General features: G+C 72.5%; 22 protein-coding genes and 1 pseudogene. 3 read left to right on the forward strand and 20 right to left on the reverse strand.

The features are described from left to right. Positions 1–113: 113 nt before the first annotated feature. The 5 genes from ACFV2S_RS30750 to ACFV2S_RS30770 form a co-directional block, all read right to left on the reverse strand. Positions 114–788 carry a hypothetical protein gene (locus ACFV2S_RS30750; RefSeq protein ID WP_385566282.1) on the reverse strand — a complete coding sequence of 225 codons (675 nt, stop codon included), beginning with the start codon at positions 786–788 and terminating at the stop codon, positions 114–116. Further along, positions 785–2,230: an AI-2E family transporter gene (locus ACFV2S_RS30755; RefSeq protein WP_385566286.1), complete on the reverse strand. Its 1,446-nt coding sequence runs from the start codon at positions 2,228–2,230 to the stop codon at positions 785–787. Before ACFV2S_RS30755 ends, ACFV2S_RS30750 begins: the two co-directional genes overlap by 4 nt. Before the next feature lie 107 nt (positions 2,231–2,337). Then, the gene (locus tag ACFV2S_RS30760; protein ID WP_383790004.1) at positions 2,338–3,054 is read right to left on the reverse strand and encodes a lytic transglycosylase domain-containing protein; all 717 of its coding nucleotides are present in this window, start codon (positions 3,052–3,054) and stop codon (positions 2,338–2,340) included. Positions 3,055–3,433: 379 nt separating this feature from the next. Beyond that, complete coding sequence (locus ACFV2S_RS30765; protein ID WP_383790007.1) at positions 3,434–4,759, reverse strand: PhoH family protein; 1,326 nt, start codon at positions 4,757–4,759, stop codon at positions 3,434–3,436. Positions 4,760–5,066: 307 nt separating this feature from the next. After that, positions 5,067–5,828 (reverse strand): isoprenyl transferase, encoded by a 762-nt coding sequence (locus ACFV2S_RS30770; RefSeq protein WP_382865035.1) that lies wholly within the window; start codon positions 5,826–5,828, stop codon positions 5,067–5,069. A gap of 110 nt (positions 5,829–5,938) precedes the next feature. Here ACFV2S_RS30770 and mgrA point away from each other — a divergent pair, with 110 nt between their 5' ends. Next, complete coding sequence (gene mgrA, locus ACFV2S_RS30775; RefSeq protein WP_385566295.1) at positions 5,939–6,976, forward strand: L-glyceraldehyde 3-phosphate reductase; 1,038 nt, start codon at positions 5,939–5,941, stop codon at positions 6,974–6,976. A 424-nt stretch (positions 6,977–7,400) separates the two neighbouring features. On the opposite strand, the gene ACFV2S_RS30780 is transcribed toward mgrA, so the two are convergent. Beyond that, entirely contained in the window at positions 7,401–8,138 is a 738-nt protein-coding gene (locus ACFV2S_RS30780) for a prepilin peptidase (protein ID WP_385566299.1), read from the reverse strand. A gap of 139 nt (positions 8,139–8,277) precedes the next feature. Between ACFV2S_RS30780 and ACFV2S_RS30785 the strand changes: the two genes are divergently transcribed. Beyond that, positions 8,278–8,658, forward strand: a complete 381-nt coding sequence (locus tag ACFV2S_RS30785) for a DUF192 domain-containing protein (protein ID WP_385566472.1) — start codon at positions 8,278–8,280, stop codon at positions 8,656–8,658. Here ACFV2S_RS30785 and ACFV2S_RS30790 read toward each other — a convergent pair. Then, the gene (locus tag ACFV2S_RS30790) at positions 8,630–9,748 is read right to left on the reverse strand and encodes a hypothetical protein (RefSeq protein ID WP_385566303.1); all 1,119 of its coding nucleotides are present in this window, start codon (positions 9,746–9,748) and stop codon (positions 8,630–8,632) included. The genes ACFV2S_RS30785 and ACFV2S_RS30790 overlap by 29 nt on opposite strands. 82 nt (positions 9,749–9,830) lie before the next feature. Further along, a complete protein-coding gene (locus ACFV2S_RS30795) occupies positions 9,831–10,205 on the reverse strand; it encodes a hypothetical protein (RefSeq protein ID WP_385566306.1) in 375 nt (124 codons plus the stop codon). A 122-nt stretch (positions 10,206–10,327) separates the two neighbouring features. Between ACFV2S_RS30795 and ACFV2S_RS30800 the strand changes: the two genes are divergently transcribed. Continuing rightward, positions 10,328–11,248, forward strand: coding sequence for a hypothetical protein (locus ACFV2S_RS30800; protein ID WP_385566309.1), 921 nt, complete (start codon positions 10,328–10,330; stop codon positions 11,246–11,248). Here ACFV2S_RS30800 and ACFV2S_RS30805 read toward each other — a convergent pair. The 12 genes and pseudogenes from ACFV2S_RS30805 to ACFV2S_RS30860 form a co-directional block, all read right to left on the reverse strand. Then, positions 11,245–11,859: an OmpA family protein gene (locus ACFV2S_RS30805; RefSeq protein ID WP_385566313.1), complete on the reverse strand. Its 615-nt coding sequence runs from the start codon at positions 11,857–11,859 to the stop codon at positions 11,245–11,247. The genes ACFV2S_RS30800 and ACFV2S_RS30805 overlap by 4 nt on opposite strands. A gap of 9 nt (positions 11,860–11,868) precedes the next feature. Then, the gene (locus tag ACFV2S_RS30810) at positions 11,869–12,453 is read right to left on the reverse strand and encodes a hypothetical protein (protein ID WP_385566316.1); all 585 of its coding nucleotides are present in this window, start codon (positions 12,451–12,453) and stop codon (positions 11,869–11,871) included. A gap of 28 nt (positions 12,454–12,481) precedes the next feature. Beyond that, a pseudogene (locus ACFV2S_RS30815) lies at positions 12,482–13,078 on the reverse strand (pilus assembly protein TadG-related protein); the annotation flags it as partial. A gap of 38 nt (positions 13,079–13,116) precedes the next feature. Then, positions 13,117–13,332, reverse strand: a complete 216-nt coding sequence (locus ACFV2S_RS30820) for a Flp family type IVb pilin (RefSeq protein ID WP_385566320.1) — start codon at positions 13,330–13,332, stop codon at positions 13,117–13,119. A gap of 207 nt (positions 13,333–13,539) precedes the next feature. Next, on the reverse strand, positions 13,540–14,427 hold the full coding sequence (locus tag ACFV2S_RS30825) for a DUF5936 domain-containing protein (RefSeq protein WP_382865006.1): 888 nt from the start codon (positions 14,425–14,427) through the stop codon (positions 13,540–13,542). 11 nt (positions 14,428–14,438) lie between these two features. Beyond that, the gene (locus ACFV2S_RS30830) at positions 14,439–15,386 is read right to left on the reverse strand and encodes a type II secretion system F family protein (protein ID WP_385566325.1); all 948 of its coding nucleotides are present in this window, start codon (positions 15,384–15,386) and stop codon (positions 14,439–14,441) included. Between the two features lie 114 nt (positions 15,387–15,500). Then, positions 15,501–16,844 carry a CpaF family protein gene (locus tag ACFV2S_RS30835; RefSeq protein ID WP_383790040.1) on the reverse strand — a complete coding sequence of 448 codons (1,344 nt, stop codon included), beginning with the start codon at positions 16,842–16,844 and terminating at the stop codon, positions 15,501–15,503. After that, positions 16,841–17,224, reverse strand: a complete 384-nt coding sequence (locus ACFV2S_RS30840; RefSeq protein WP_385566332.1) for a TadE/TadG family type IV pilus assembly protein — start codon at positions 17,222–17,224, stop codon at positions 16,841–16,843. The genes ACFV2S_RS30835 and ACFV2S_RS30840 overlap by 4 nt, the downstream gene beginning before the upstream one ends. Then, entirely contained in the window at positions 17,221–17,586 is a 366-nt protein-coding gene (locus ACFV2S_RS30845; RefSeq protein WP_385566337.1) for a TadE/TadG family type IV pilus assembly protein, read from the reverse strand. The genes ACFV2S_RS30840 and ACFV2S_RS30845 overlap by 4 nt, the downstream gene beginning before the upstream one ends. Before the next feature lie 3 nt (positions 17,587–17,589). Next, entirely contained in the window at positions 17,590–18,840 is a 1,251-nt protein-coding gene (locus ACFV2S_RS30850; RefSeq protein ID WP_385566340.1) for a CpaE family protein, read from the reverse strand. 7 nt (positions 18,841–18,847) lie between these two features. Next, positions 18,848–19,567, reverse strand: coding sequence for a Flp pilus assembly protein CpaB (gene cpaB, locus ACFV2S_RS30855; RefSeq protein ID WP_385566344.1), 720 nt, complete (start codon positions 19,565–19,567; stop codon positions 18,848–18,850). Between the two features lie 61 nt (positions 19,568–19,628). Beyond that, positions 19,629–20,606 (reverse strand): hypothetical protein, encoded by a 978-nt coding sequence (locus ACFV2S_RS30860; RefSeq protein WP_385566349.1) that lies wholly within the window; start codon positions 20,604–20,606, stop codon positions 19,629–19,631. Positions 20,607–20,716 lie beyond the last annotated feature (110 nt).

Genomic DNA, 20,716 nt, shown 5'->3' on the forward strand with positions numbered 1-20,716 from the left:
GCGACGGCCGCGCGCCCCCCCCCCCCGCGCGGGCGCCGCGCCGCGGGGGCGGGGGGGGGGGCGCGCCCCCCCGCCCCCCCCCCCCCCCCCCCCCCCCCCCCCCCCCTTCCCCGTCACCTCCTGAGCGCCTCCATGAGGGCCAGCAGGTCCTGGGTCATCGGGACGTCGATCCCGGAGAGGTCGACGACCTTCGCCTCGCCGAGCGGGTTGCCCTGCTCGTCGGTGCTGTACTGCCGGTAGATCTGCAGCTCGAACTCGGCCTGGCCGTCGAGGACCCGGAGCTCCCCGCCGTCGCCGCCGCGGTCGCTGAAGAAGGCCTGCTCCCCGAGGCCGCCGATCGGCGTCGCGAGGTCGGAGTACTTCGCCCGCGCCGCGAACTCGGGCCCGGGGTCCGTCACCTTGTGCAGGGTGTACGTGAGCTGGGCGGCGTACCCGGCGTCCTGGTCGCCGTACGTCATCGAGCAGGACGTCTGGTACACGGCGGGATCGTCCATCTCGGGCCCGACGCCGTCCTCGGAGCGCTTGCCGAGGATCCCGCCGAGCGCCTTCAGCCCGGCCTTCTCGCAGAGCTTCGCCGGCGCGGCGTACCCGCCGAGGTCCGGGCCCGGATCCTTCTTCTGCGCGTACGCGTAGAGCCCTCCGCCCCACAGGGCCGAGGCGAGGACCGCGCCGCCGAGCGCCCACAGCCAGGGGCGGCGGGCCCGGGGCGGGCGCGGCGGCGGGACGTCGCTGACCACCTCGTGGACGTCGAACTCCTCGCCGCCCACGAGTTCCGGCTCGGATATCACCGCTTCGCCCCCTCGGCGGCGCCCGGCGCCGGGACCGGTGCCACGGCGAAGGCGGTCGCGCCCCGGGGCTCGGGGGCGCTGCGGAGCGCCTGTTCCGTGCTGTACGCGCGCAGGTAGCCGACCACCGTGTTGGCGACGGCGACCAGCGGGACGGCGACGACGGCGCCGCCGATGCCGGCGGTCAGGCCGCCGGCGGCGACCGCGAGGACGACCGCGAGCGGGTGGACGCGGACCGCCCGGCCGAGGATGAAGGGCTGGAGGACGTGACCCTCGATCTGCTGCACGGCGAGGACGACGACGAGCACCATCAGCGCGGTGAAGAGGCCGTTGGTGACGAGCGCGACGACGACCGCGAGGGCACCGGAGATCACGGCGCCGACCAGCGGGATGAAGGCGAAGAGGAAGATGAACACGGCCAGCGGCACGGCCATCGGCACGTCGAGGAACCAGAGTCCGAGGCCGATGAAGACGGCGTCGATGAGGGCGACGAGGACCGTGCCGCGCACATAGGCGGTGAGGGTGCGCCAGGCGCGCGGACCGGCGCCGGCGACGCCCGGCCGGGCCTGGGCGGGCACCAGCTTGAGGGTCCACTCCCAGACCTTCTTCCCGTCGTAGAGCAGGAAGAGCGTCGAGAACATGGCGAGCAGGATGCCCGTCATCGCCTCGACGACGACGGTGACGCCCTGGAGTCCGACCTGGGTGATCTGTTCGGCGTTGGCGCCGACGGAGTCGCTGAGGTTCTTCGCGATGCCGTTGATCTGCTGCTCGGTGACGTGGAAGGGGCTGTTGAGGAGTCCTCGCTTGAGCTCCTCGATGCCGTTCTTGACCTGGTCGGACAGGTTGTCGATGTTGTCCATCACCTGCCAGACCACGAACCAGCCGACCAGGCCCATGACGACGAAGCCGGAGACGGCGGTGACGGCGGTGGCGAGCCCGCGGGGCAGGCCCTTGCGGCGCAGCATGGCCACGGTGGGCTGGAGCAGGGCGGTGACGAGGAGCGCGGCGACGAAGGCGAGGACGACCAGCTGTACGGAGCTGATCACCTTCATCAGGACCCAGACCGTCCCGGCGAGGACGAGGAGCCGCCAACTCGCCTCGGCGGCCACGCGCATGCCCCAGGGGATGGCGGCGACGGGGTCGGGGCGGGCGGCGACCGCCGGTGCGTACGAGGGGGGCGCGGGGACGGAGCGGCCGGGCTCGCCGGGGGCGCCGTCCGGAGCGCCGGCCCCGGCCTCGGGGAGCGGCGCGGCGGTGTCGGGGTCGGTGTCGGCGTCGGCCCGCACGGGGGCGGGCGCGGGCACGGGCTCGTACGGGAGGTCGTGGACGTACGGGGGCCCGAGCGGGTCCTCCCGCTCGGCCTCGGCCCTGCGCTCGTCGAGGCGCTCACCCATCCGGCTCAGGCTCTCGCCGAGCCGGCCCAGCCACCCTGGCACTCTGGACATCTCTTTCCTCTTCCCCCCGCTTCCCTGCTCATTCCTCGTCGCGAACCTACACGCAAGAGGCCCCCCACCGTAGGACGGTGAGGGGCTCCCGGAGGTTGAGCGCGGTACTAGTACCAGCGGTTGGCCTGCCAGAACGACCAGGCGCCGCACGGGCTGCCGTAGCGGCCGTCCATGTAGCTGAGGCCCCACTTGATCTGGGTGGCGGGGTTGGTCTGCCAGTCGGCACCGGCCGAGGCCATCTTGGAGCCCGGGAGGGCCTGGACCAGGCCGTAGGCGCCGGAAGACGGGTTGGAGGCGCGGTAGTTCCAGCCGGACTCGTGGTCCACGATGTTGCTGAAGCACTGGAACTGGTCGGAGCCCATCATCTGGCGGGCCATCGACTTGATCTCGGAGACGCTGTAGGAGCCCTGCGCGGCGAAGGACGTCGCGTCGCGGGCGGCGGAGCGGCTCGCGCGCTCCTGCGCCTCCTTCTCCTTGCGCTCCTTCTCGGCCTTCTCCTCGGCGGCGGCCTTGTCGGCCGCCTCCTTCTTCGCCTCGGCGTCCTTGGCGGCGCGGAGGCGGGCCGTCTCCTCGGCGGTCTTCTTCGCGGCCGAGTCGGCCGCGGCGGCCTGGACGTCGGCCTGCTCCGAGAGGGACGAGACCTGTACCTGGGCCTGCTCGCCCGCGGGAATGTCCGCGAGCAGCGTGGTGTCGGCCGCGGTGGCTTCGAAGTTGTCGTCCGAGGCCTGGGCGGCGTTGCCCGAGGCAACACCCACGACAGCGCCGACGGTGGTGACCGCAGTGGCCGAAGCCACCGCGAATCCCCGGACCGAGATCCGGCTCACACGGTTTCCTTCCAGCACGCCCGCACAGGTGACCACGCGAGCGAAATCTTGCCCCTGGCACTGGTCTCCGACGTACGGGGTCACAGAAGACACGGGCCCGTGGTGCTGTGGGCGGCATACGGTCGACGGCTGTGGAGTTGTGTGGTGCTTGTGCGCACCCCTGAGGGTGCACCTGTGCCGTATGCGGGGCCTGACGGAAGCAAGACTCTGCCGGACGGCGAGGCCGCAGGGCAATTCCGTGTTGCGTGTGAAAGCTCACACCTCGGCGGACGCAGGTGTTTTGACGGATCCACGGGACAGCAGGGCGCCGCCCGGCTAAGCTCCTGCGCTTTGCCGGGCGGCGCCAACTGGCGTACCCGTACGGACGGGTACGAATCGGTCAGATCTGTCCGTCCTCCAGCATCTCCGTCACGAGCGCGGCGATCTGCGAGCGCTCGGAGCGGGTGAGCGTGACGTGGGCGAAGAGCGGATGCCCCTTCAGCTTCTCGACGACGGCGACGACTCCGTCGTACCGGCCGACCCGGAGGTTGTCGCGCTGGGCGACGTCATGGGTGAGGACCACCCGCGAATTCGCCCCGATCCGGGACAGAACGGTCAACAGGACGTTCCGCTCCAGGGACTGTGCCTCGTCCACGATGACGAAGGCGTCGTGGAGCGAGCGGCCGCGGATGTGGGTGAGCGGCAGGACCTCCAGCATCCCGCGCCCGAGCACCTCCTCGATGACCTCGCGGCTCGCGACCGAGGACAGCGTGTCGAAGACGGCCTGGGCCCACGGGCTCATCTTCTCGGACTCGCTGCCCGGCAGGTACCCGAGCTCCTGGCCGCCGACCGCGTACAGCGGGCGGAAGACCATCACCTTCTGGTGCTGACGGCGCTCCAGGACCGCCTCCAGGCCCGCGCAGAGCGCGAGCGCGGACTTGCCGGTGCCGGCCCGGCCGCCCATGGAGATGATGCCGACGTCCGGGTCGAGGAGCAGGTCCAGCGCGATCCGCTGCTCGGCGCTGCGGCCGTGCAGCCCGAAGGCCTCCCGGTCGCCCCTGACGAGTCGCACGTTCCCCTCGGGGGTGACGCGGCCGAGCGCCTTGCCGCGCTCGGACTGGAGCACCAGGCCCGTGTGGACCGGAAGCTCCGCGGCCTCGGGGACGTGGAGCGTGCTCTGCTCGAAGAGCAGGTCCACCTGCTCGCCGGAGAGCGCCAGCTCGGACATCCCGGTCCAGCCGTTGGCGTCCGTGATGGCGAGCTCGGCGCGGTACTCCTCGGCGAGCAGGCCCACCGAGGAGGCCTTGATGCGCAGCGGCAGGTCCTTGGAGACGACCGTGACGTCGTACCCCTCGGCCTGGAGGTTGCGCGCGACCGCGAGGATCCGTGAGTCGTTGTCCCCCAACCTGTAGCCGGCGGGCAGTACGCCGGGGTCGGAATGGTTGAGTTCGACACGCAGGGTGCCGCCCAGCTCCCCGACGGGGAGGGGGGCGTCGAGGCGTCCGTACCGGACCCGGAAGTCGTCGAGCAGGCGCAGAGCCTGCCGGGCGAAGTACCCGAGCTCGGGATGGTGCCGCTTGGCCTCCAGCTCCGTCACGACGACGATCGGGAGCACCACCTCGTGCTCCTCGAAGCGCGAGACGGCGTTGGGGTCGGCCAGCAGGACGCTGGTGTCGAGAACATAGGTGCGCCGGTCGGAAAGGCGGCGCTTCGTGCTGGTCACCACGGAAGGACAGACCCCCTCGGAAGACCCCTGTGAGGTCGGGGTGCGACGGAACCGGTGTCGCTGCGGAATGGGACCGGGCTCAGGCCGCGATGCGCGGGCCGAACCACGGCCCTCCGCTTCTCCCGTACGTGTCCCGCACGGTCGTCCTGGTGCAAGGGGCCTCCCGGGTGGCGGTCTCCGTGCCGCTCACTTCACCAGGGATATGCCCTCGAACAGCCACTGCCATGCCATGGCATATGACGACGTGTTCATGAACATGAGGTGATCGGTTCCGACCGGGAATGTCCGGAGGGGTGTCCGTGGACGATCAGGAGCCGTAGCGCCGGTGCCGGGCCGCGTAGTCCCGCAGCGCCCGCAGGAAGTCGACCTTCCGGAAGGCCGGCCAGTGGACCTCGCAGAAGTAGTACTCGGAGTGGGCGCTCTGCCACAGCATGAACCCGGACAGACGCTGCTCGCCGCTGGTCCGGATCACCAGGTCCGGGTCGGGCTGGCCGCGCGTGTAGAGGTGCTCCGAGATGTGCTCGACGTCGACGATCTCGGCGAGCTCCTCGAAGCTCGTCCCCCGCTCCGCGTGCTCCAGGAGCAGCGAGCGGACCGCGTCCGCGATCTCCTGCCGGCCGCCGTAGCCCACCGCGACGTTCACGAGTATCCCCGTGTTGCCGTGGGTGGCCTGCTCGGCCTCCTTCAGCACCGTCTGGGTGCGAGCGGGCAGCAGGTCCATCGTGCCGACGTGGTGGACCCGCCAGCGGCCGTCGGCGGCCAGCGAACGCACCGCGTTCTCGATGATGCCGAGCAGCGGGACGAGCTGCTCCTCGGGGCGGTTCAGGTTGTCCGTGGAGAGCATCCAGAGGGTGACGACCTCGACGTCCGTCTCGGCGCACCAGCCGAGCAGCTCCTGGATCTTGTCCGCGCCGGCCTTGTGTCCCTGCTCGGGGGTCCCGCCGGACGCCTTGGCCCAGCGACGGTTCCCGTCGAGGATGACCCCGATGTGCTTGGGCACCTGGGTGTGGTCGAGGCGGCCTTCCACCCGGCGTGCGTAGAGCCCGTACACCAGGTCGCGCAGGTTCACTGTTCTTTACCCCTCCATGCAGTGTCGGCCCCCGAAGCCGCCACACTACTGCGCACGGGCGACGGGCTCCCAGCCCGGGACTGTCACAAGTCCGTGATAAGCAGAGATACGTGACTGATTCCCCCCTGTACCGCGCCTCCGCGGACCGCTACGACGCCATGGAGTACCGCCGCACCGGCCGCAGCGGCCTCAAGCTCCCGGCCGTCTCGCTCGGCCTCTGGCACAACTTCGGCGACGACAAGGCCCTCGGCACCCAGCGCGCGATCCTGCGCCGCGCCTTCGACCTCGGCGTCACGCACTTCGACCTGGCGAACAACTACGGACCGCCGCCCGGCTCCGCCGAGCTGAACTTCGGCAAGCTCTTCGCCCAGGACTTCGCGCCCTACCGCGACGAGCTGATCATCTCGACCAAGGCCGGCTACGAGATGCACCCCGGCCCGTACGGCGAGTGGGGCTCCCGCAAGTACCTGCTGTCCTCGCTCGACGCCTCCCTGAACCGGATGGGCCTCGACTACGTCGACATCTTCTACTCGCACCGCTTCGACCCCCACACCCCGCTGGAGGAGACGATGGGGGCCCTGGCCTCCGCCGTCCAGCAGGGCAAGGCGCTGTACGTCGGCGTCTCCTCGTACAACAGCGAGCAGACCGCCGAGGCCGCGCGGATCCTCCAGGAGATGGGTGTCCGCCCGCTCATCCACCAGCCCTCGTACTCCATGATCAACCGGTGGACCGAGGAGGACGCCCTCCTGGACACCCTGGAGGCGGCCGGCATGGGCTGCATCTCCTTCGTCCCGCTCGCGCAGGGGCTGCTGACCAACAAGTACCTGAAGGGCATCCCGGAGGGCTCCCGGGCCACCCAGGGCAAGTCCCTCGACCCGAACCTGCTCTCCGAGGAGGTGCTGCGGCGCCTGCGCGGTCTCGCGGACATCGCCGAGCGGCGCGGGCAGTCCCTCGCCCAGCTGGCGCTGTCGTGGGTGCTGCGCGACGAGCGGATGACCTCGGCGCTGATCGGCGCGTCCAGCGTCGCCCAGCTGGAGGAGAACGTGGCCGCGCTCGCGGGCGCGCCGCTCACGGACGAGGAGCTCAAGGAGATCGACTCGTTCGCCGTGGACACCGCCGGCACGAACATCTGGGCCGGTCGGGGCTGACGGTCCCCGCGGGGCTCCGGAGAAGAAAAACGGGCCGGTCCGTGGGGGGGATACGGACCGGCCCGAGGGGGGGTTTCCACCATAACCCTTCGTTAGTCGTCCTGCGCGCCACGCGCGCCGGACGAACCGCGCCCGATGCGCCGGATCCCAGGCGGCACAAGGGCTCCGGGGGCCTGTGGCGGGTTTGCGCCCCGGCGTGGCGGCGGGGTTCCGTCCCTCCCACGGGGGACCGTCCGGCCGGTGCGCGGCGTTGACGCGGGGACCCGGGCGGACCGGCTTCCCGGCAGGTCAGCCGCCTGAGCGGCGAGGCAGCACCGCGATCCGCCCCGCCGCGCGACCTCCTCGTCACCGTCCGTGCGCGTCGCGGCCTCCGGCTCGGCCCGCAGCCGCCCGTCCGCAGGTGCGGCGATGGCGGGGCGGGGTCTCAGGCCGGGGTGGTGAACGCGCCGAGGAGGAGGCCGAGCAGGAGGCCGCCGAGCATGAAGGGGCCGAAGGGGATCGCCGAGGAGCGGTCGGCCCGGCGCAGCAGGACGAGCCCGAGGCCGTAGACCGCGCCGAGGAGGAAGCCCGCGAAGGCCCCGGCGAAGAGCACGCCCCAGCCGTACCAGCCGAGCGCGGCGCCCAGCGGGACGGCCAGCTTCACGTCGCCGAGGCCGAGCTGGCCCGGGTTGACCGCGTGGAGCACCAGGTACGCGCCGCCGAGGACGAGCCCGCCGAGGAGCGCGTGGGACCAGGATCCGGCTCCGTACGGAAGGAGCTCGGCGACGCCGAGGAGCAGCGGGACGGCGGCGGCGAGCGGCAGGGTCAGACCGTCCGGAAGCCGGTGCACGCGCGCGTCCACCGTGGCGAGGAGCACCGCGAACGGCGCGCCGAGCAGCCAGACCGCGAGCTCGGGCCGGGGCCCCCCGGTGGCGGCGGCGAGCGCGGCGCAGGCCAGGGCGGTGAGCGCGGGCGCGACCAGCGGGCTCGCGGTGGTCGCGCAGGCCCGCCGCCCGGGGCCGCCGAGCCAGCCGCGCCCGGGCCCGGTGAGGACGTGCCCGGCGGGGCAGCGGTCCCGCCACGGCTCCTCCGGCTCCACCGAGAACCGGTAGGCGGCCCGGGGCACGAGCAGCCCCACGGCGGCCCCCCACAGGGCGGCGACGGCGATCAGCGTGACGTCCACGGACGAGACCCTAGGCGCCGAGGCCGCTACGGTCTGCCGTATGGGGAAGTGGACGGACGGCACGGGGACGTTGACGGTGGCCGCGCGGGAGGTCCCGCTGGAGGTGGCGGCGCTGGAGGTCCCGCTGGAGGTGGCCGGGCTGGAGGCCCCGCTGGAGGTGGCCGGGCTGGAGGCCCCGCTGGAGGTGGCCGGGCTGGAGGTCCCGCTGGAGGTGGCGGCCTCCTACCGGGCCCGGCGGCGGGGGCTCCTCGGCCGGGACGGGATCGCGGGGGCGCTGCTCATCGTCCGTACGAACAGCGTCCACACCTTCGGCATGCGGTTCCCGATCGACGTGGCCCATCTGGACGGCTCGTTCACGGTCAGGTCCGTGGTCACGATGCGCCCGGGACGGCTCGGCATGATCCGGCCGCGCGGCCGGCACGTCCTGGAGGCGGAGGCGGGCGCGATGGCGGGTTGGGGCCTCGCACCGGGGGTACGCGTGCGCGTGGACCTCACGGAGGTCCCGAACCGAGCAGGGTGAACGCCCCGTACGCGGCGGAGGCGAGCGCGAGACCCGCGAGGACCGGCACGGCCGTGCGGGTCCGCACGCGCGCGAGGGCCGCGGCGGGCGGGAGCAGCAGCCCGAACGCGGGCATCATCAGACGCGGCCGGGAGCCGAAGTACGCGGCGCCCACGAGCGACACGAACACCACCCCGACCGTGTACACCAGCACCGGCAGCGGCTGGCGCTGCCGCACGCACAGCGCGACCAGCCAGCCGAGCAGCCCGAGCGCCGCGCACAGGCCGAGGGCGGCGGGCCACGGCAGGCCCGCGATGAACCGCGCCAGGGCGACGCCGCCGTCGATGGAGTTGCCCCAGGCCGCCTGGACGTCGAAGTAGGCGGTCGGGCTGCCCTCGCGGACTCCTACATAGGCGATGTACGCGAGCCAGCCCAGCGGGGCGATCAGCACCCCGGCCACCGTCCGGGCGGGCAGCCGCCGTTCCCGTACGAGGCCAACGAGGGCCGTGACGCCGAGGGCGGCGATCAGCGCGGCGGCCGTCGGCCGGGTCAGCCCGGCGACCGCGCACAGGGCACCCGCCAGGATCCAGCGCCCGCGCAGCACCGCGTACAGCGACCAGGCGGCGAGCGCGGTGAACAGGGTCTCGGTGTACGCCATCGACTGGACGAACGCCGTCGGGTACACGCCCCACAGGACGGCGAGGAGCACGCCCACGCGTGGCCCCGCGATGTGGGTGCCGCAGCGGTGGATCCCCCAGGCGGCGGCGAGCCCGGCGGTCCAGGAGACGAGGAGCCCTGCGGTGGCGGCGTCGACGGGGAGGACGGCGGAGAGGCCGCGCTCCAGGGCCGGGAGGAGCGGGAAGAAGGCCAGGTCGGAGTGGACGTCACCGTTCGGCAGGGTGGCCTGGTACCCGTACCCGTGCTCGGCGACGCGGACGTACCAGACGGAGTCCCAGCGCCCCTTGAGCCGGTGCAGCCCGTCCTCGCCCGTCACCGCGGCGGCGACGGCGAGGACGACGAGGCCGATGACACGGGTGGCGGCGTAGCCGCCGAGGGCGGCGAGGGTGGCGCGGTCGGGCCGGCGGACGGACGGGGGGAGGGGCGGGGACATGCGCCCGATTATCCCGGGGGCCCGACGGCCTCCGCCGAGGGGCCTCGCCGCCCGGGCCCGCCGGCCCCGGAGCCCCGCCGGCTCAGCCGAGGGGCCTTATCCGGACGAACTTCGCGGCCATGAGGGGGCCGAGCTGCTCGACGATCGCGTGCCCGGGCTCCTGCGGCGAGGGCAGGTCGCCCAGGAAGGACGTGACGATGACCTCGTCGATGCCGAGGACACCGCGGGCGCTCTGCTCCTCCAGGAAGGCGAGGGTGCTGCGCCAGTCGGCGGCGCCGGGGGCCTCGCCGAGGAAGGACCGGACGGTGTCCTGGACGACGTCCCAGAAGAAGACGTGGGGCAGGACGCCGCCCTGATGGAAGACGTGGGTCTCGTACACGCCCCGGAACTCGGGGATGCGGGTGACGAGATCACTGACCAACTGGACGCCGGAAGTGAGGTTCGGGCTCGCCGTCATCTGTCCAGAATGCTCCTGCCCGCGGGGTACGTCTCGACGGATTTACGCTTTCCTGGCGACGTCTTTCGCCGGGTTTTCCACAGGGGGTGCGAAGTGTCCCTCTTCCGTGGATCGTTGGGCGTATGTACGAGTTGGCGATCCTCGCCAGGGGCGGGGTCCTCCTGACGGTCTGGGCGGTCGCGGCGGGCTGGCCGCCGGGCCGGCTGTCCGGACGGCTGCGCCGCGACGGCTGGCAGCGGATCTGCCGGGGCGCCTGGGCCGCCCCCGGGAGAGACGTGGACTGGCGGCTGAGGGCGACGGCCCTCCAGTTCCTGCGCCCGGAGCTGGTGTGCAGCCACGGGACGGCGGCGCGGCTGCACCGCATCGAGGTGCTGGGCGGCGAGCCGGCGCCGGAGCACCTCGACTTCACGGCGCCCCGCTCGGCCGGGTCGGCACGCGGCCACGGCATACGGATCCACACCAGCGCCTTCCTCACGGACGGGGACCGGTCACTCAGACGGGGTCTGCGCACCACGACCCCGGCCCGTACCGTCGGCGACCTGATACGGGCCTCCGCGACCCGGGAGGAGGCGGTGGTCGTCGCGGACTCCGCCCTCGCGCGCCGGGCGGTCGGGGGCGTGCGCCGGGAGGCCCTCGTCCGGCAGGAGGAGCTCGCCGCGGAACTCGCCGCACCCCGCCGGGGCGCGGCCCGCGCCCGCACCTGGCTGCGGCTCGCCGAACCGGCGTCGGGGTCCCCGGCGGAGACGGTGGCCCGGCTGCGGATGGGTGACGCGGGGCTGGCCCCCGAGTGCCAGCCGACGCTCCTCACGGCGGAGGGCCGGCCCCTGCGCCCGGACTTCCTGTTCCGGAGGGCGGGCCTGGCGGTCGAGGTCGAGGGCTACGCCTTCCACGGCACCCGCCGCGCCCACGAACGGGACGTCGCCCGGTTCAACGCGCTGCAGTCCTGCCCGGAGGTCCTGCGGGTGCTGCGCTTCACGGCGCGGGAGGTGTTCCGCCACCCGGACCGCATGACCGCGACGATCCGGGCGGCGCTGGTCCTCTAGGACGGGGGTGCGGAGGTCCGGGGGAAGGAGATCTCGACCCGCCGGTTCTTCTTCCGTCCCTCCTCGGTGCGGTTGTCGGCGATCGGGTAGTCCTCGCTGTACCCGCGGATGTCGAAGGTCGTCCCGGGGTCGAGGGCACGGGCGAGGACCTGCTGCACGGCGACGGCCCGCTCCTTCGACAGCTTGAGCCCGTGCTCGTACGTCCCCAGGTTGTCGGTGAACCCGAAGACCCGCACCCGGCCGGAGCCCATCTTCTCGATCTCGGCGGCGATGGCGGCGATACGGGAGGTGGCGGCGGGGGTGAGCTTGGCGCTGTTCTTCGGGAACAGCACCTCGGCCTGCAGCGCGAACGTCACGTCGACGTTGGTGTCCTGCCGACGCTCCTGCCCGCCCTCGTCCTCGACGATCTGCTTGATGTCGAGGACCTTGGCGGGGGCGAGGGTGGCACCGTCGGGCAGCATGAGCCCGGGCGAGCCGGCATCGATGACGGGAGCGGGCGAGGAGGTCCCGGCGGCCCCGGGCGGATCGTCGGCGTAGGCGGAGGACACGGGCCAGAGCACGACGGAAGCGAGAACGAGGGCGGCGAGGCGGCGGTGAGTCATCGTCTTCATGGCGTCGCCTCAGGAGAGCTTGAGGGTGGCGGGTTCGAAGGTGGGGAGCTGGAAGGAGACTTCGGTGGTGGAGGCGGGGGGTGCGGGGAATTGCAGGAACACTGCGGCCGTCTTCCCCGCAGGGAGGATGTCAAGACCAGTAGTGGTCAACGGTCGGCCATCGGTATCTCGCAAGACGTAGTAACGCTTCTTGCCTACGGAGTCGATGAGCGTGGCCCCTCCCAGAGAGTTGCCGTGCTTCATGACCTCGGTCTCGGCACCGCGAATCTGGCCAGGGAGCGCAATGGACCGTGAGGACGTGTTCTTCAACGCACCCTTGACGGTGAGGAATCCCCCCGCGTCCCGCACTGCGGAGGAGATGACAAGCTGAACGCCGTCATTCCCCGTGAGCACGGCAAGCGTCTCGGTGGGCTCCTCAGTCGCTTGCGTGTCCTGCGAGGCCGTCCCACCTTTGGACGGAGCAATCGTCGTAGAACCAGGTTTGTCCGTAGGAGGCTTGTCCTCAGCGCCGCAGCCGGCCACGACGAGCGCCACCGACGTGATCGCGACGACGACCGCCCCTCTGCGGGTCTTCCTTGCGTAGCGCGCGTTCATGAAACGTGCTTCCTTTGCTCGTCGCGGCTCAGTCCGACAGTCGGACTCTGAAGAGATCTGTGGCAGCAGGGAGACTCGGCCTGTCACGATCAATCACCCACGGCTCGCCACCGCATATGAGGCCGACGTCCGGCGGAGCCGGATCCGTACTCTCCGACGGATCTGGAGACGGTTCCGACGGATCCCGGGTAGGTTCCAACGGATCCCGGGTGGGTTCCGGCGGCTCGAAGGTGCAACGCGGTTCGACGACTGCTTCAGCAGTCGCTTTGGCGTGGCGCGACTCTTCGCCTGTCGTAGTCACCGCCGTCTGGAAACCGTGCTCACCAGTGGCGAGTGGCTCACATGAGTCGAGCGATGCCTCGTTCCGAGCCGCAAAGGCCGCTGCCTGCTGGCACGCGGAGCCTTCGTCGTAGGCCCCGCCCTCGAGGAACCCATCCCACTGGTCCGGATCGAGGATCACTTCGATCCAGCCAGCCCTCAACTGCTCCCGGGCATCCTGTGCCGCTGCGAGCGCGGCCGCATCCGCAGCGGTCTGGGCACTGCTCCGCGTCAAAGCGGCCTGCCCGACCAGAAAGTAGGCGAATGCCAGGAAAAGGAGTCCGGCAACGACCGCGATGTAGACGGGAAATGCCTGGCCTCTATCACCCTGCGGCCTGCGCCGTCTTACTTCCCCGTCAGATCGGCGATCTTCTGAGTGATGGCGTTCTTGATCGAGTTCCCGATGTCCGTACCGGTGATCGCGATCACGATCGCCACCACCACCACGATGATCCCCAGGTACTCCACCGCCGTCTGGCCCCGGTCCCGCGTTCGGCGGTCCGTCCAGGCCGCAAGCTGCATGCGTGCCTTGGTCAGGGCCTTCAGCATCGCGTCGTTCATCGTGGTCCCCTCCGCGTTCGGACGCCTGCGCTTGGGTACCGTACGCCGACGGGCGGGTCGGCGGACAGGGCCCGTTCGGCGGGTGGGCCTGATGCAGAGTCCGGTCCATCACGTCCACCCCCCTCACACTCTGTCCGCACTCTGGCACATCGGGTTGCGCCCGCGAAGTCCTTTCCCCGGAATATGTCACCGCACCCCGTCAGCCGGTCACTCCCCCGTCACCGACCCGAAGTCCGTCCCCGTCCCCAGGAACAGTCCCGCGCCCAGCAGGATCATCGTCGCCGGGACCATCAGCGTCGTGATCACCATCGTCGCCTTCGGCACCGCCTTCGCGGCCTTCCGCCGGGCGTTCTGCGCGTCCGTGCGCCGCATGTCGTTGGCGATCTGGATCAGGGTGTCCACGATCGGCGCCCCCAGCTCCTCCCCCTGCTGCAGCGCCGTCACGAACTGGGCCACCTGTTCCGAGTCGTTCCGGCGGCGCAGTTCGTCGAAGGCCTGGCGGCGACTCACGCCCATGTCCATCTGCCGCAGGGTGATGCGGAGTTCGTCGGACCAGGGGCCCTCGTACTTCTCGGCGACCCGTTCCAGGGCCTGCCGGAAGCCCAGGCCTGCGCTGACCACGACGGCCAGGACGTCCAGGAAGTCCGGCAGCGTGCGTTCGATCTGGTCCTTGCGGATGCGGACCGCCGACCAGATCCCGACCTCCGTCCAGAACGCCCCGAAGGCCAGGAGCAGCAGCGCCGTCACGTACGAGCCCTTGCTCAGCATCACGAGGCCGCCGAGCCCGCCCAGGAAGCCGTAGACCGCTCGCCTCGCCCCGTACCGGTCGATCGTCAGGCCGCCGGGGTTGCCCGCGAGGTCGATGCGGCGCCGGACCGCGTTCACCCGCTTCGGGCCCATCAGGCGCAGCACCGCCGGCGACCACCGCATCCCCAGCCGGTCGACCGCCGAGTCGACGGCTCCGGTGCGGGTGCCGCCGACCTCCAGCGCGAGTCTGAGGTCGTCGGGGAGCTTGGCGTCGGCCCGGTAGAGCCGCAGGCCGTACGCGAAGCCCGCGACGGCGAGGCCTGCCAGGAGGGACAGGAGGAGGTCCACTGCGGTGTCCCCTACACGTCGATCTTCGAGAAGCGGCGGATGGCGGCGAAGCCGACCACGTACAGCGCGAACGCCGCGACGACCGCGGCCTGCCCAAGGCCGGAGGCGGTCATGCGGTCGAGCGCGCCGGGCTGCATGTTGTCGATGAGCAGCAGCGAGCCGACGCCGATGACCGGGACGGAGTACGCGGTCATGCTCACCTGCGAGAGCTGGGTGCGGACCTCCCGCCGGGTCTCCTTGCGCTCCTCCAGGGTCTCCGTGAGGTTGCGCAGGGAGGAGACGACGGTGCCGCCGGCCCGGTTCGCGAGGACGAGGGTGGTGACGAGGACGACGAGTTCGCGGGAGGGGAGGCGCTCGGCCAGTTCCCCCAGGGCGTCGTCCAGGGAGGTGCCCACGGCCAGTTGCTGCGCCACCTTCTCCAGTTCGTCCCCGGCCGGTGCCTCCATCTCGTCGGCGGCGAGGCTGAGGGCCATGCGCAGGGCGAGCCCGGCCTGGGTGGCGTTGGCCAGGATCCGGGAGAGCTCGGGCAGCTGGTTGATGAACCGCTCGATGCGCTTCTGCCGCTGCCAGTTGAGGTAGCCCATCGCGACCCAGATGCCGAGCAGTCCGCAGATCGGGCCGAAGAACGGGGACAGCGCGGCCTGTCCCACGATCCAGAGCACTGTCACCGTCGCCGCGAGCGCCATCGTGAACTCGCCCGGTGTGACGTCGAGTCCGGTCGCCGCGATCCGCAGCTCCAGCTTCCGGCCGAGGGCGGTCTTCCGCACGCGCCGGTCGACGCCCCGGAAGCGGCGCCTGCGGCGGCCGGTCGCGGCCTCCGGTGCGCCGCTCTCGTCGAGGCGGGCGACGAGGGCCGCGTGGCGGCGGGCGCCGCTCGCGTACAGCTGGACGCCGACGACGCCCAGCACGCAGGCGAGCAGCGCCACGCCGGTCGTCAGCCAGAAGGGGTCGGTCGTCATCGGCCCGCCTCGGGTCGCCGCGTCGGGTCGTCGGTCATCGCCGCTCCCCCGGTCGCCAGGTGGGGTCCTCGGCCGTCTCGCCGTCGCCCGGTCGCCAGGTCGGGTCCTCGGTCATCACTCCGCCTCTCGGGTGGCCAGATGGGCGTCCGTCGCGGCCACGCCGAAGGCCTGCGGGATGGGCTGCCCCGCCAGGTACAGGCGCTCGGCGACGCGCCGGGGCAGGGGGTGGTAGGTGAACCGCCCGTACACCCGCCCGTCCGCCGCGACCGGTTCGGCCTGGAAGCGGCAGACCGTGGCCAGCAGGAAGCGCTCCCTGCCGTGCGAGGCGAGGACGGAGATCTCGGTGACTCGGCGGGTGCCGTCCGGGTGGCGGGTCAGCTGCACCAGGACGTCGACCGCGCTGTTGATCTGGTCGCGGAGCGCCTCGAACGGCACCTTCACCTCGGACATCGACGCGAGGGTCTGGAGCCGCATCAGGGCGTCCTCGGCCGAGTTCGCGTGGACGGTGGCGAGCGAGCCGTCGTGGCCGGTGGACATGGCCTGGAGCATGTCGAGCGTCTCGCCGCCGCGGACCTCGCCGACGATGATGCGGTCGGGGCGCATGCGCAGGGAGTTGCGGACGAGGTCCCGGATGGAGATGGCGCCCCGGCCCTCGATGTTCGGCGGGCGGGCCTCCAGGCGGATGACGTGGGACTGCTGGAGCTGGAGCTCGGCCGAGTCCTCGATGGTGATGATCCGCTCGCCGTCCGGGACGAGGCCGGAGAGGGCGTTGAGGAGGGTGGTCTTCCCGGTGCCGGTGGCGCCCGAGACGATCAGGTTGAACTTGGCCTGTACGAGCCCGGAGAGCAGGAGCAGCATCTGCTCGTCGAGGGAGCCGAGGCCGATCATCTCGTGGAGCGTGTAGGCGCGGGGGAAGCGGCGGATGGTGAGGGTCGCGCCGGTGAGGGAGAGCGGCGGGATGATCACGTTGACGCGCTCGCCGGAGGGGAGCCTGGCGTCGACCATCGGGTTCGACTCGTCGACGCGCCGGTTGACGGTGGAGACGATCCGCTCGATGGTCTGCATGAGCTGCTCGTGGGAGGCGAAGCGGAGCGGGAGGAGTTCGACCCGGCCGCCGCGCTCGATGAAGATCTGGTCGGGGCCGTTGACCATGATCTCGGTGATGGAGGCGTCTTCGAGGAGCGGTTCGAGGACGCCGAGCCCGAGGGCCTCGTCGACGACGCGGCGGATCAGCTGGGAGCGCTCGGCCGTGGAGAGGACCGGGCCCTCGCGGCTGATGATGTGGCCGAGGACGCGCTCCAGGCGGGCCCGGCGCTCGGCCGCCGCGAGCGCGGACATCTCGGTGAGGTCGATCTCCTCCAGGAGCTTCGCCCGGAAGGCGGCGACGAGGTGCCCGTCCTCCCGAGCGGCCGCGGCACCGCTCTCCTCGGGGGCGTTGATCCGGGCGCGCAGGCTCATGGCAGGTCCTCCTCGGGCGACTCGGGCATCGGCATGGTGGCGGTCTTCCGTACGGGGTCGAAGCTCCAGAAGGGGACGACCGAGGGGATGCGTACGGTCACGGTGGCAACGGCCTCCCCTCCGGACGGGTCGACCTTCACGTCGGTGGCCCAGGAGGCGGCGGCGAAGCCGGCCGCGACGGGGTCGGGCCCGTCCTCCGCGTCGCTGCTCGCCGCCCGTGCGGCCGCGCGTGCCGCCGTGCCGGCCTGCTGGGCCGCGTACGCGGCGACGCCGAGCTGGAGGCCCGCGAGCCCGACGAGCAGCAGGATGGGCAGGAACCCGAGGTACTCGATGGCGGCCTGGCCGCGGTCGCGGGGCTTCCCGCCTGGTCGTTCGCTCATGGTGCGGGAACCTCCGAGATCGCGCCCGCCTTGCCGTCCACCCGGAAGAGGCCGCCCACTCCCGGGACCAGTGCCGGGACTTCGAGGCTGACGACCGCGGTCACCATCCCGTCGCCCGTCGGGCAGCTCACCCGGGCCCCGTCCAGCCAGGCCCCGTCCAGGTGCCGCCTGCCCGCCTCCTCGCAGTCGTCGCCGACGGCACCGGCCCGCGCCGCCTCGTCCGCCGCGTTCCCCGCCAGGGTGTACGTGTAGCCGACCAGGACGACCTGCCACAGCAGGGCCAGGGTGAGCAGGATCAGCGGCACCATGCCGAGGAACTCCACCGCCACCTGCCCCCTGTCGTCGTCCCGGTGCGCGCTCATCGTTCAGCGTCCCCCGGTGCGGCGGCGCAGGCCCAGGGAGCCCCGGTCGCCCGCGCGGGCGAGCTCCTTGCCGGGCTGTCCGGCCGTCTGGACCAGGCCCAGTTCGCCGGCGAGGCTCCACAGGGCCTGCTTGACGGTCGACCTGGCGTCGAGTTCGTGGAGGCGGCCGGCGTCGACGACGGCCTGGAGCTCCTTGTACTGGGCCGGGACGGCGACGCCCGCCGTCCGCGTGCCGGTGATCTTCTGGACGAGCGGCGGCTGGATCTCGGTGGAGCGGTGGTGGCGGTTGACGAGGGTGACGGTCTCCTCGGCCTTGCGGACCTGGAGCCGTTCCCACATCCGTACGGTCCGCTTGGCGGCGCGGACGGCGACCACGTCCGGCGTGGTGACGAGGAGGGCGGTGTCGGCCATCTCGATCGCGGCGGCGTTGGCGCTGTCGAGGCGGGAGCCGCAGTCGAGGACGACGACCTCGTGGCGCCCGCGCAGGGCGCTGACGACCTGGCGGGCGGCACGGTCGGTGACCTCCTCGCCGCGCTCGCCCTCCGCCGGGGCGAGGAGCAGCGAGAGGCCGGTCTCGTGGACGAAGACGGCGTCCTGGAGGACGCGGGGCGAGATGTCGGCGATGGTGGCGAGGTCGGCGACGGAGCGGCGGAACTGGACGTCGAGGTAGGAGGCGATGTCGCCGCTCTGGAGGTCCATGTCGACGAGGGCGACGCTGCGCCCGGAGGCCTGGGCGGCGAGGGCGAGGTGGACGGCGGTGACGGTGGCGCCGACGCCGCCCTTGGCGCCGCTGACGGTGACGACGGTGCCGCCGGGGCCGGTGATGCGCTCGGCGCCGCCGCCGAGGTGGCGGCGGACGCCCAGGGACCACTGGGCGGCGGCCTGGACGCGGCTGGCGAGCTCCTCGTAGCCGAGGGGCAGGGTGACGATGCCGCGGGCGCCGGAGTCCATGGCGGCGGCGAAGAGGACGGGGCTGGCGTCGGCGGTGATGAGGACGACGCCGACGGCGGGGAAGCGGAGGGCGACCTCGCGGACGAGTTCGAGCGCGGGGACGGGGCCGATCCGCTCGTGGACGAGGACGACCTCGGGGAGTTCGTCGACGGAGGCGGCGGCGAGGCGGGCGAGGCTGTCGACGAGCTGGGTGGAGTCGGCGACCGGCGGGGCGGGTTCGGCGTCGGGGAGCTGGCTGAGCAGCGTGCTGACGGACCGGGCCGCGTCGGGGTCGCCGACGGCCGGCAGGATCCTGGTGGTCATACCGGCCTCACTTGTCCTTGTCGAGCGTGTAGGTGCGGTCGCCCTTGTCGGCCGGGGTGCCGCCCGGGCTGCCGTCCGCGGACGGGGCGACGAGGGCGAGGCGTACGTGTGCGGCGAAGGACTCGGCGTACGCGACGCGCTGGGTGTCGAGGGTGGAGAGCGCGAAGGTGATGGGGACGGTGGAGGTGGCCCGGCCGGCCCGGTCGTTGCTCTCGGCGGCGGGGGTGAGGCGGCCGACGTCGAGGACGCGGGCGCCGGCGACGATCATCCGGGACTGGTCGGGGTCGCCCTTCTTCTCGCCGGCGAAGGTGGCGTAGATGTTGACGGTGGAGCCGGTGTTGATCTTGCCGGCGACGCCGGTGGCGGCGTCGATCATGATCGCGATCTCCTGCTCCCCCGGCTTCAGCCGGGGCCGTTCGACGATCATGTCGCTCTGGAGCAGGGAACCGGCCTTGAGCGTGGTGACGGCGATCTTGCCCTCGATCTGGCGGAGGTCCGTGACGGCGGTGGCGGAGAGCCAGCGCTTCGGCATGGTGATCTTCTCGAACTGGTTCGCGCTCAGGGGCTTGTAGGGAGCCACGTCCCTGCTGAGCCGGTACGCCGTGGTCTCCGGGCCGACCTTCGAGTTCACGTCGCTGATGACGGCGAGCACGCCGGCGAAGGCGCCGAGGGCGCACAGGACGGAGAGCAGCAGCAGGATCACGCCGCGGCGCTGACGGGAGTTCATGACCGTACTTCCTCGATCGGAGACGTGGGGCGGGGGCGGGGGCGGGCGGGCACGGGACCGCTCACGGCAGCGCGGCGCGGGCGGAACCGGTGCCGGGCCCCAGGGCGCGGGCGTGTGCACCGGACGGCGCCGCGGGGCCGAGGGCGTGCGGGCCCGGGCGCGTCCCCGGCCCGAGGGCGTACGCGCCGCCGTGGTCGGGCGGTGGTGACGGGGCCGCCGGGGGCAGCGGCGCGGCGCAGAAGCCGCAGCGGTCGCCGATGAGCTCCATCCCGCACCAGTGGCAGGCCTCCCGGCGTACGGAGGAGACGAGCTGGTGGAGGACGGACAGGTCCGGCAGGTACGCGGCGAACTCGACGAGCTTGCCGGTGCCCCACCAGCCGGGCGAGGACGCGGGCAGGGGCGTCTCGTGCACGGGTCCGGGGATCCGCCACGCGGGGACGAGGGTGCTGGTGGGCCAGTCGGTCTGGAGCTGGCCGCGGGCGAGGAGGAGTTCGGTGCCGAACTCCGGTCCGGCGAGGCGCTCCTCCCCGGCGCCGAGCCGTACGAGCTGGGGCGTGGGTCCGGCGAGGACGGCGAAGTGGGCGCCGGGGAGCCAGCCCTTGAGGTGCGAGCCGAGGCTGACGGGGACGCGGTCGAGGCGGGAGACGGAGCCGAGGACGGCGCCGGCGTAGATGTAGTGGGCGAGCAGCCGGGCGGCGGAGGCGAGGACTCCGGGGCTGAAGTCGCAGCCGGCGAGCTGGCGCAGCTGGCGGACGAGGACGGCCGCGCCGAGCGGCGGCAGGTCGGTCGCGACCAGGGCGATCCGGTCGCTCTCCAGGAGGGCGCGGACGGCGCGCAGGCGGTGCTCGACGGCGGGCGGCGCGGAGGTGGGGCAGACGACGACCACGTGTCCGTGGCGGGCGAGGAGCTGCTGCATGTCCGCGAGGGAGGCGTCGAGCGAGCGGGCCTCGGGGGGCGGGAGGACGGCCGCCTGGGGGGTGTGGGGGTCGGCCGGCGGCAGCACCAGGTCGGTGCTGGTGACGGCGATCGCTGTAGCCACGTCGGACCCCCCGTCCCCTCCGGCCTCCGGCGTCCCGGGGGCCGCGGATCACTTACCGCGTTCGCGGCGTCACCGCAGGGTGCCGCCGTCTCTGCACCTTATCCACGTCT

This window comes from Streptomyces sp. NPDC059695 (genome assembly GCF_042733785.1).
Lineage (GTDB): Bacteria > Actinomycetota > Actinomycetes > Streptomycetales > Streptomycetaceae > Streptomyces.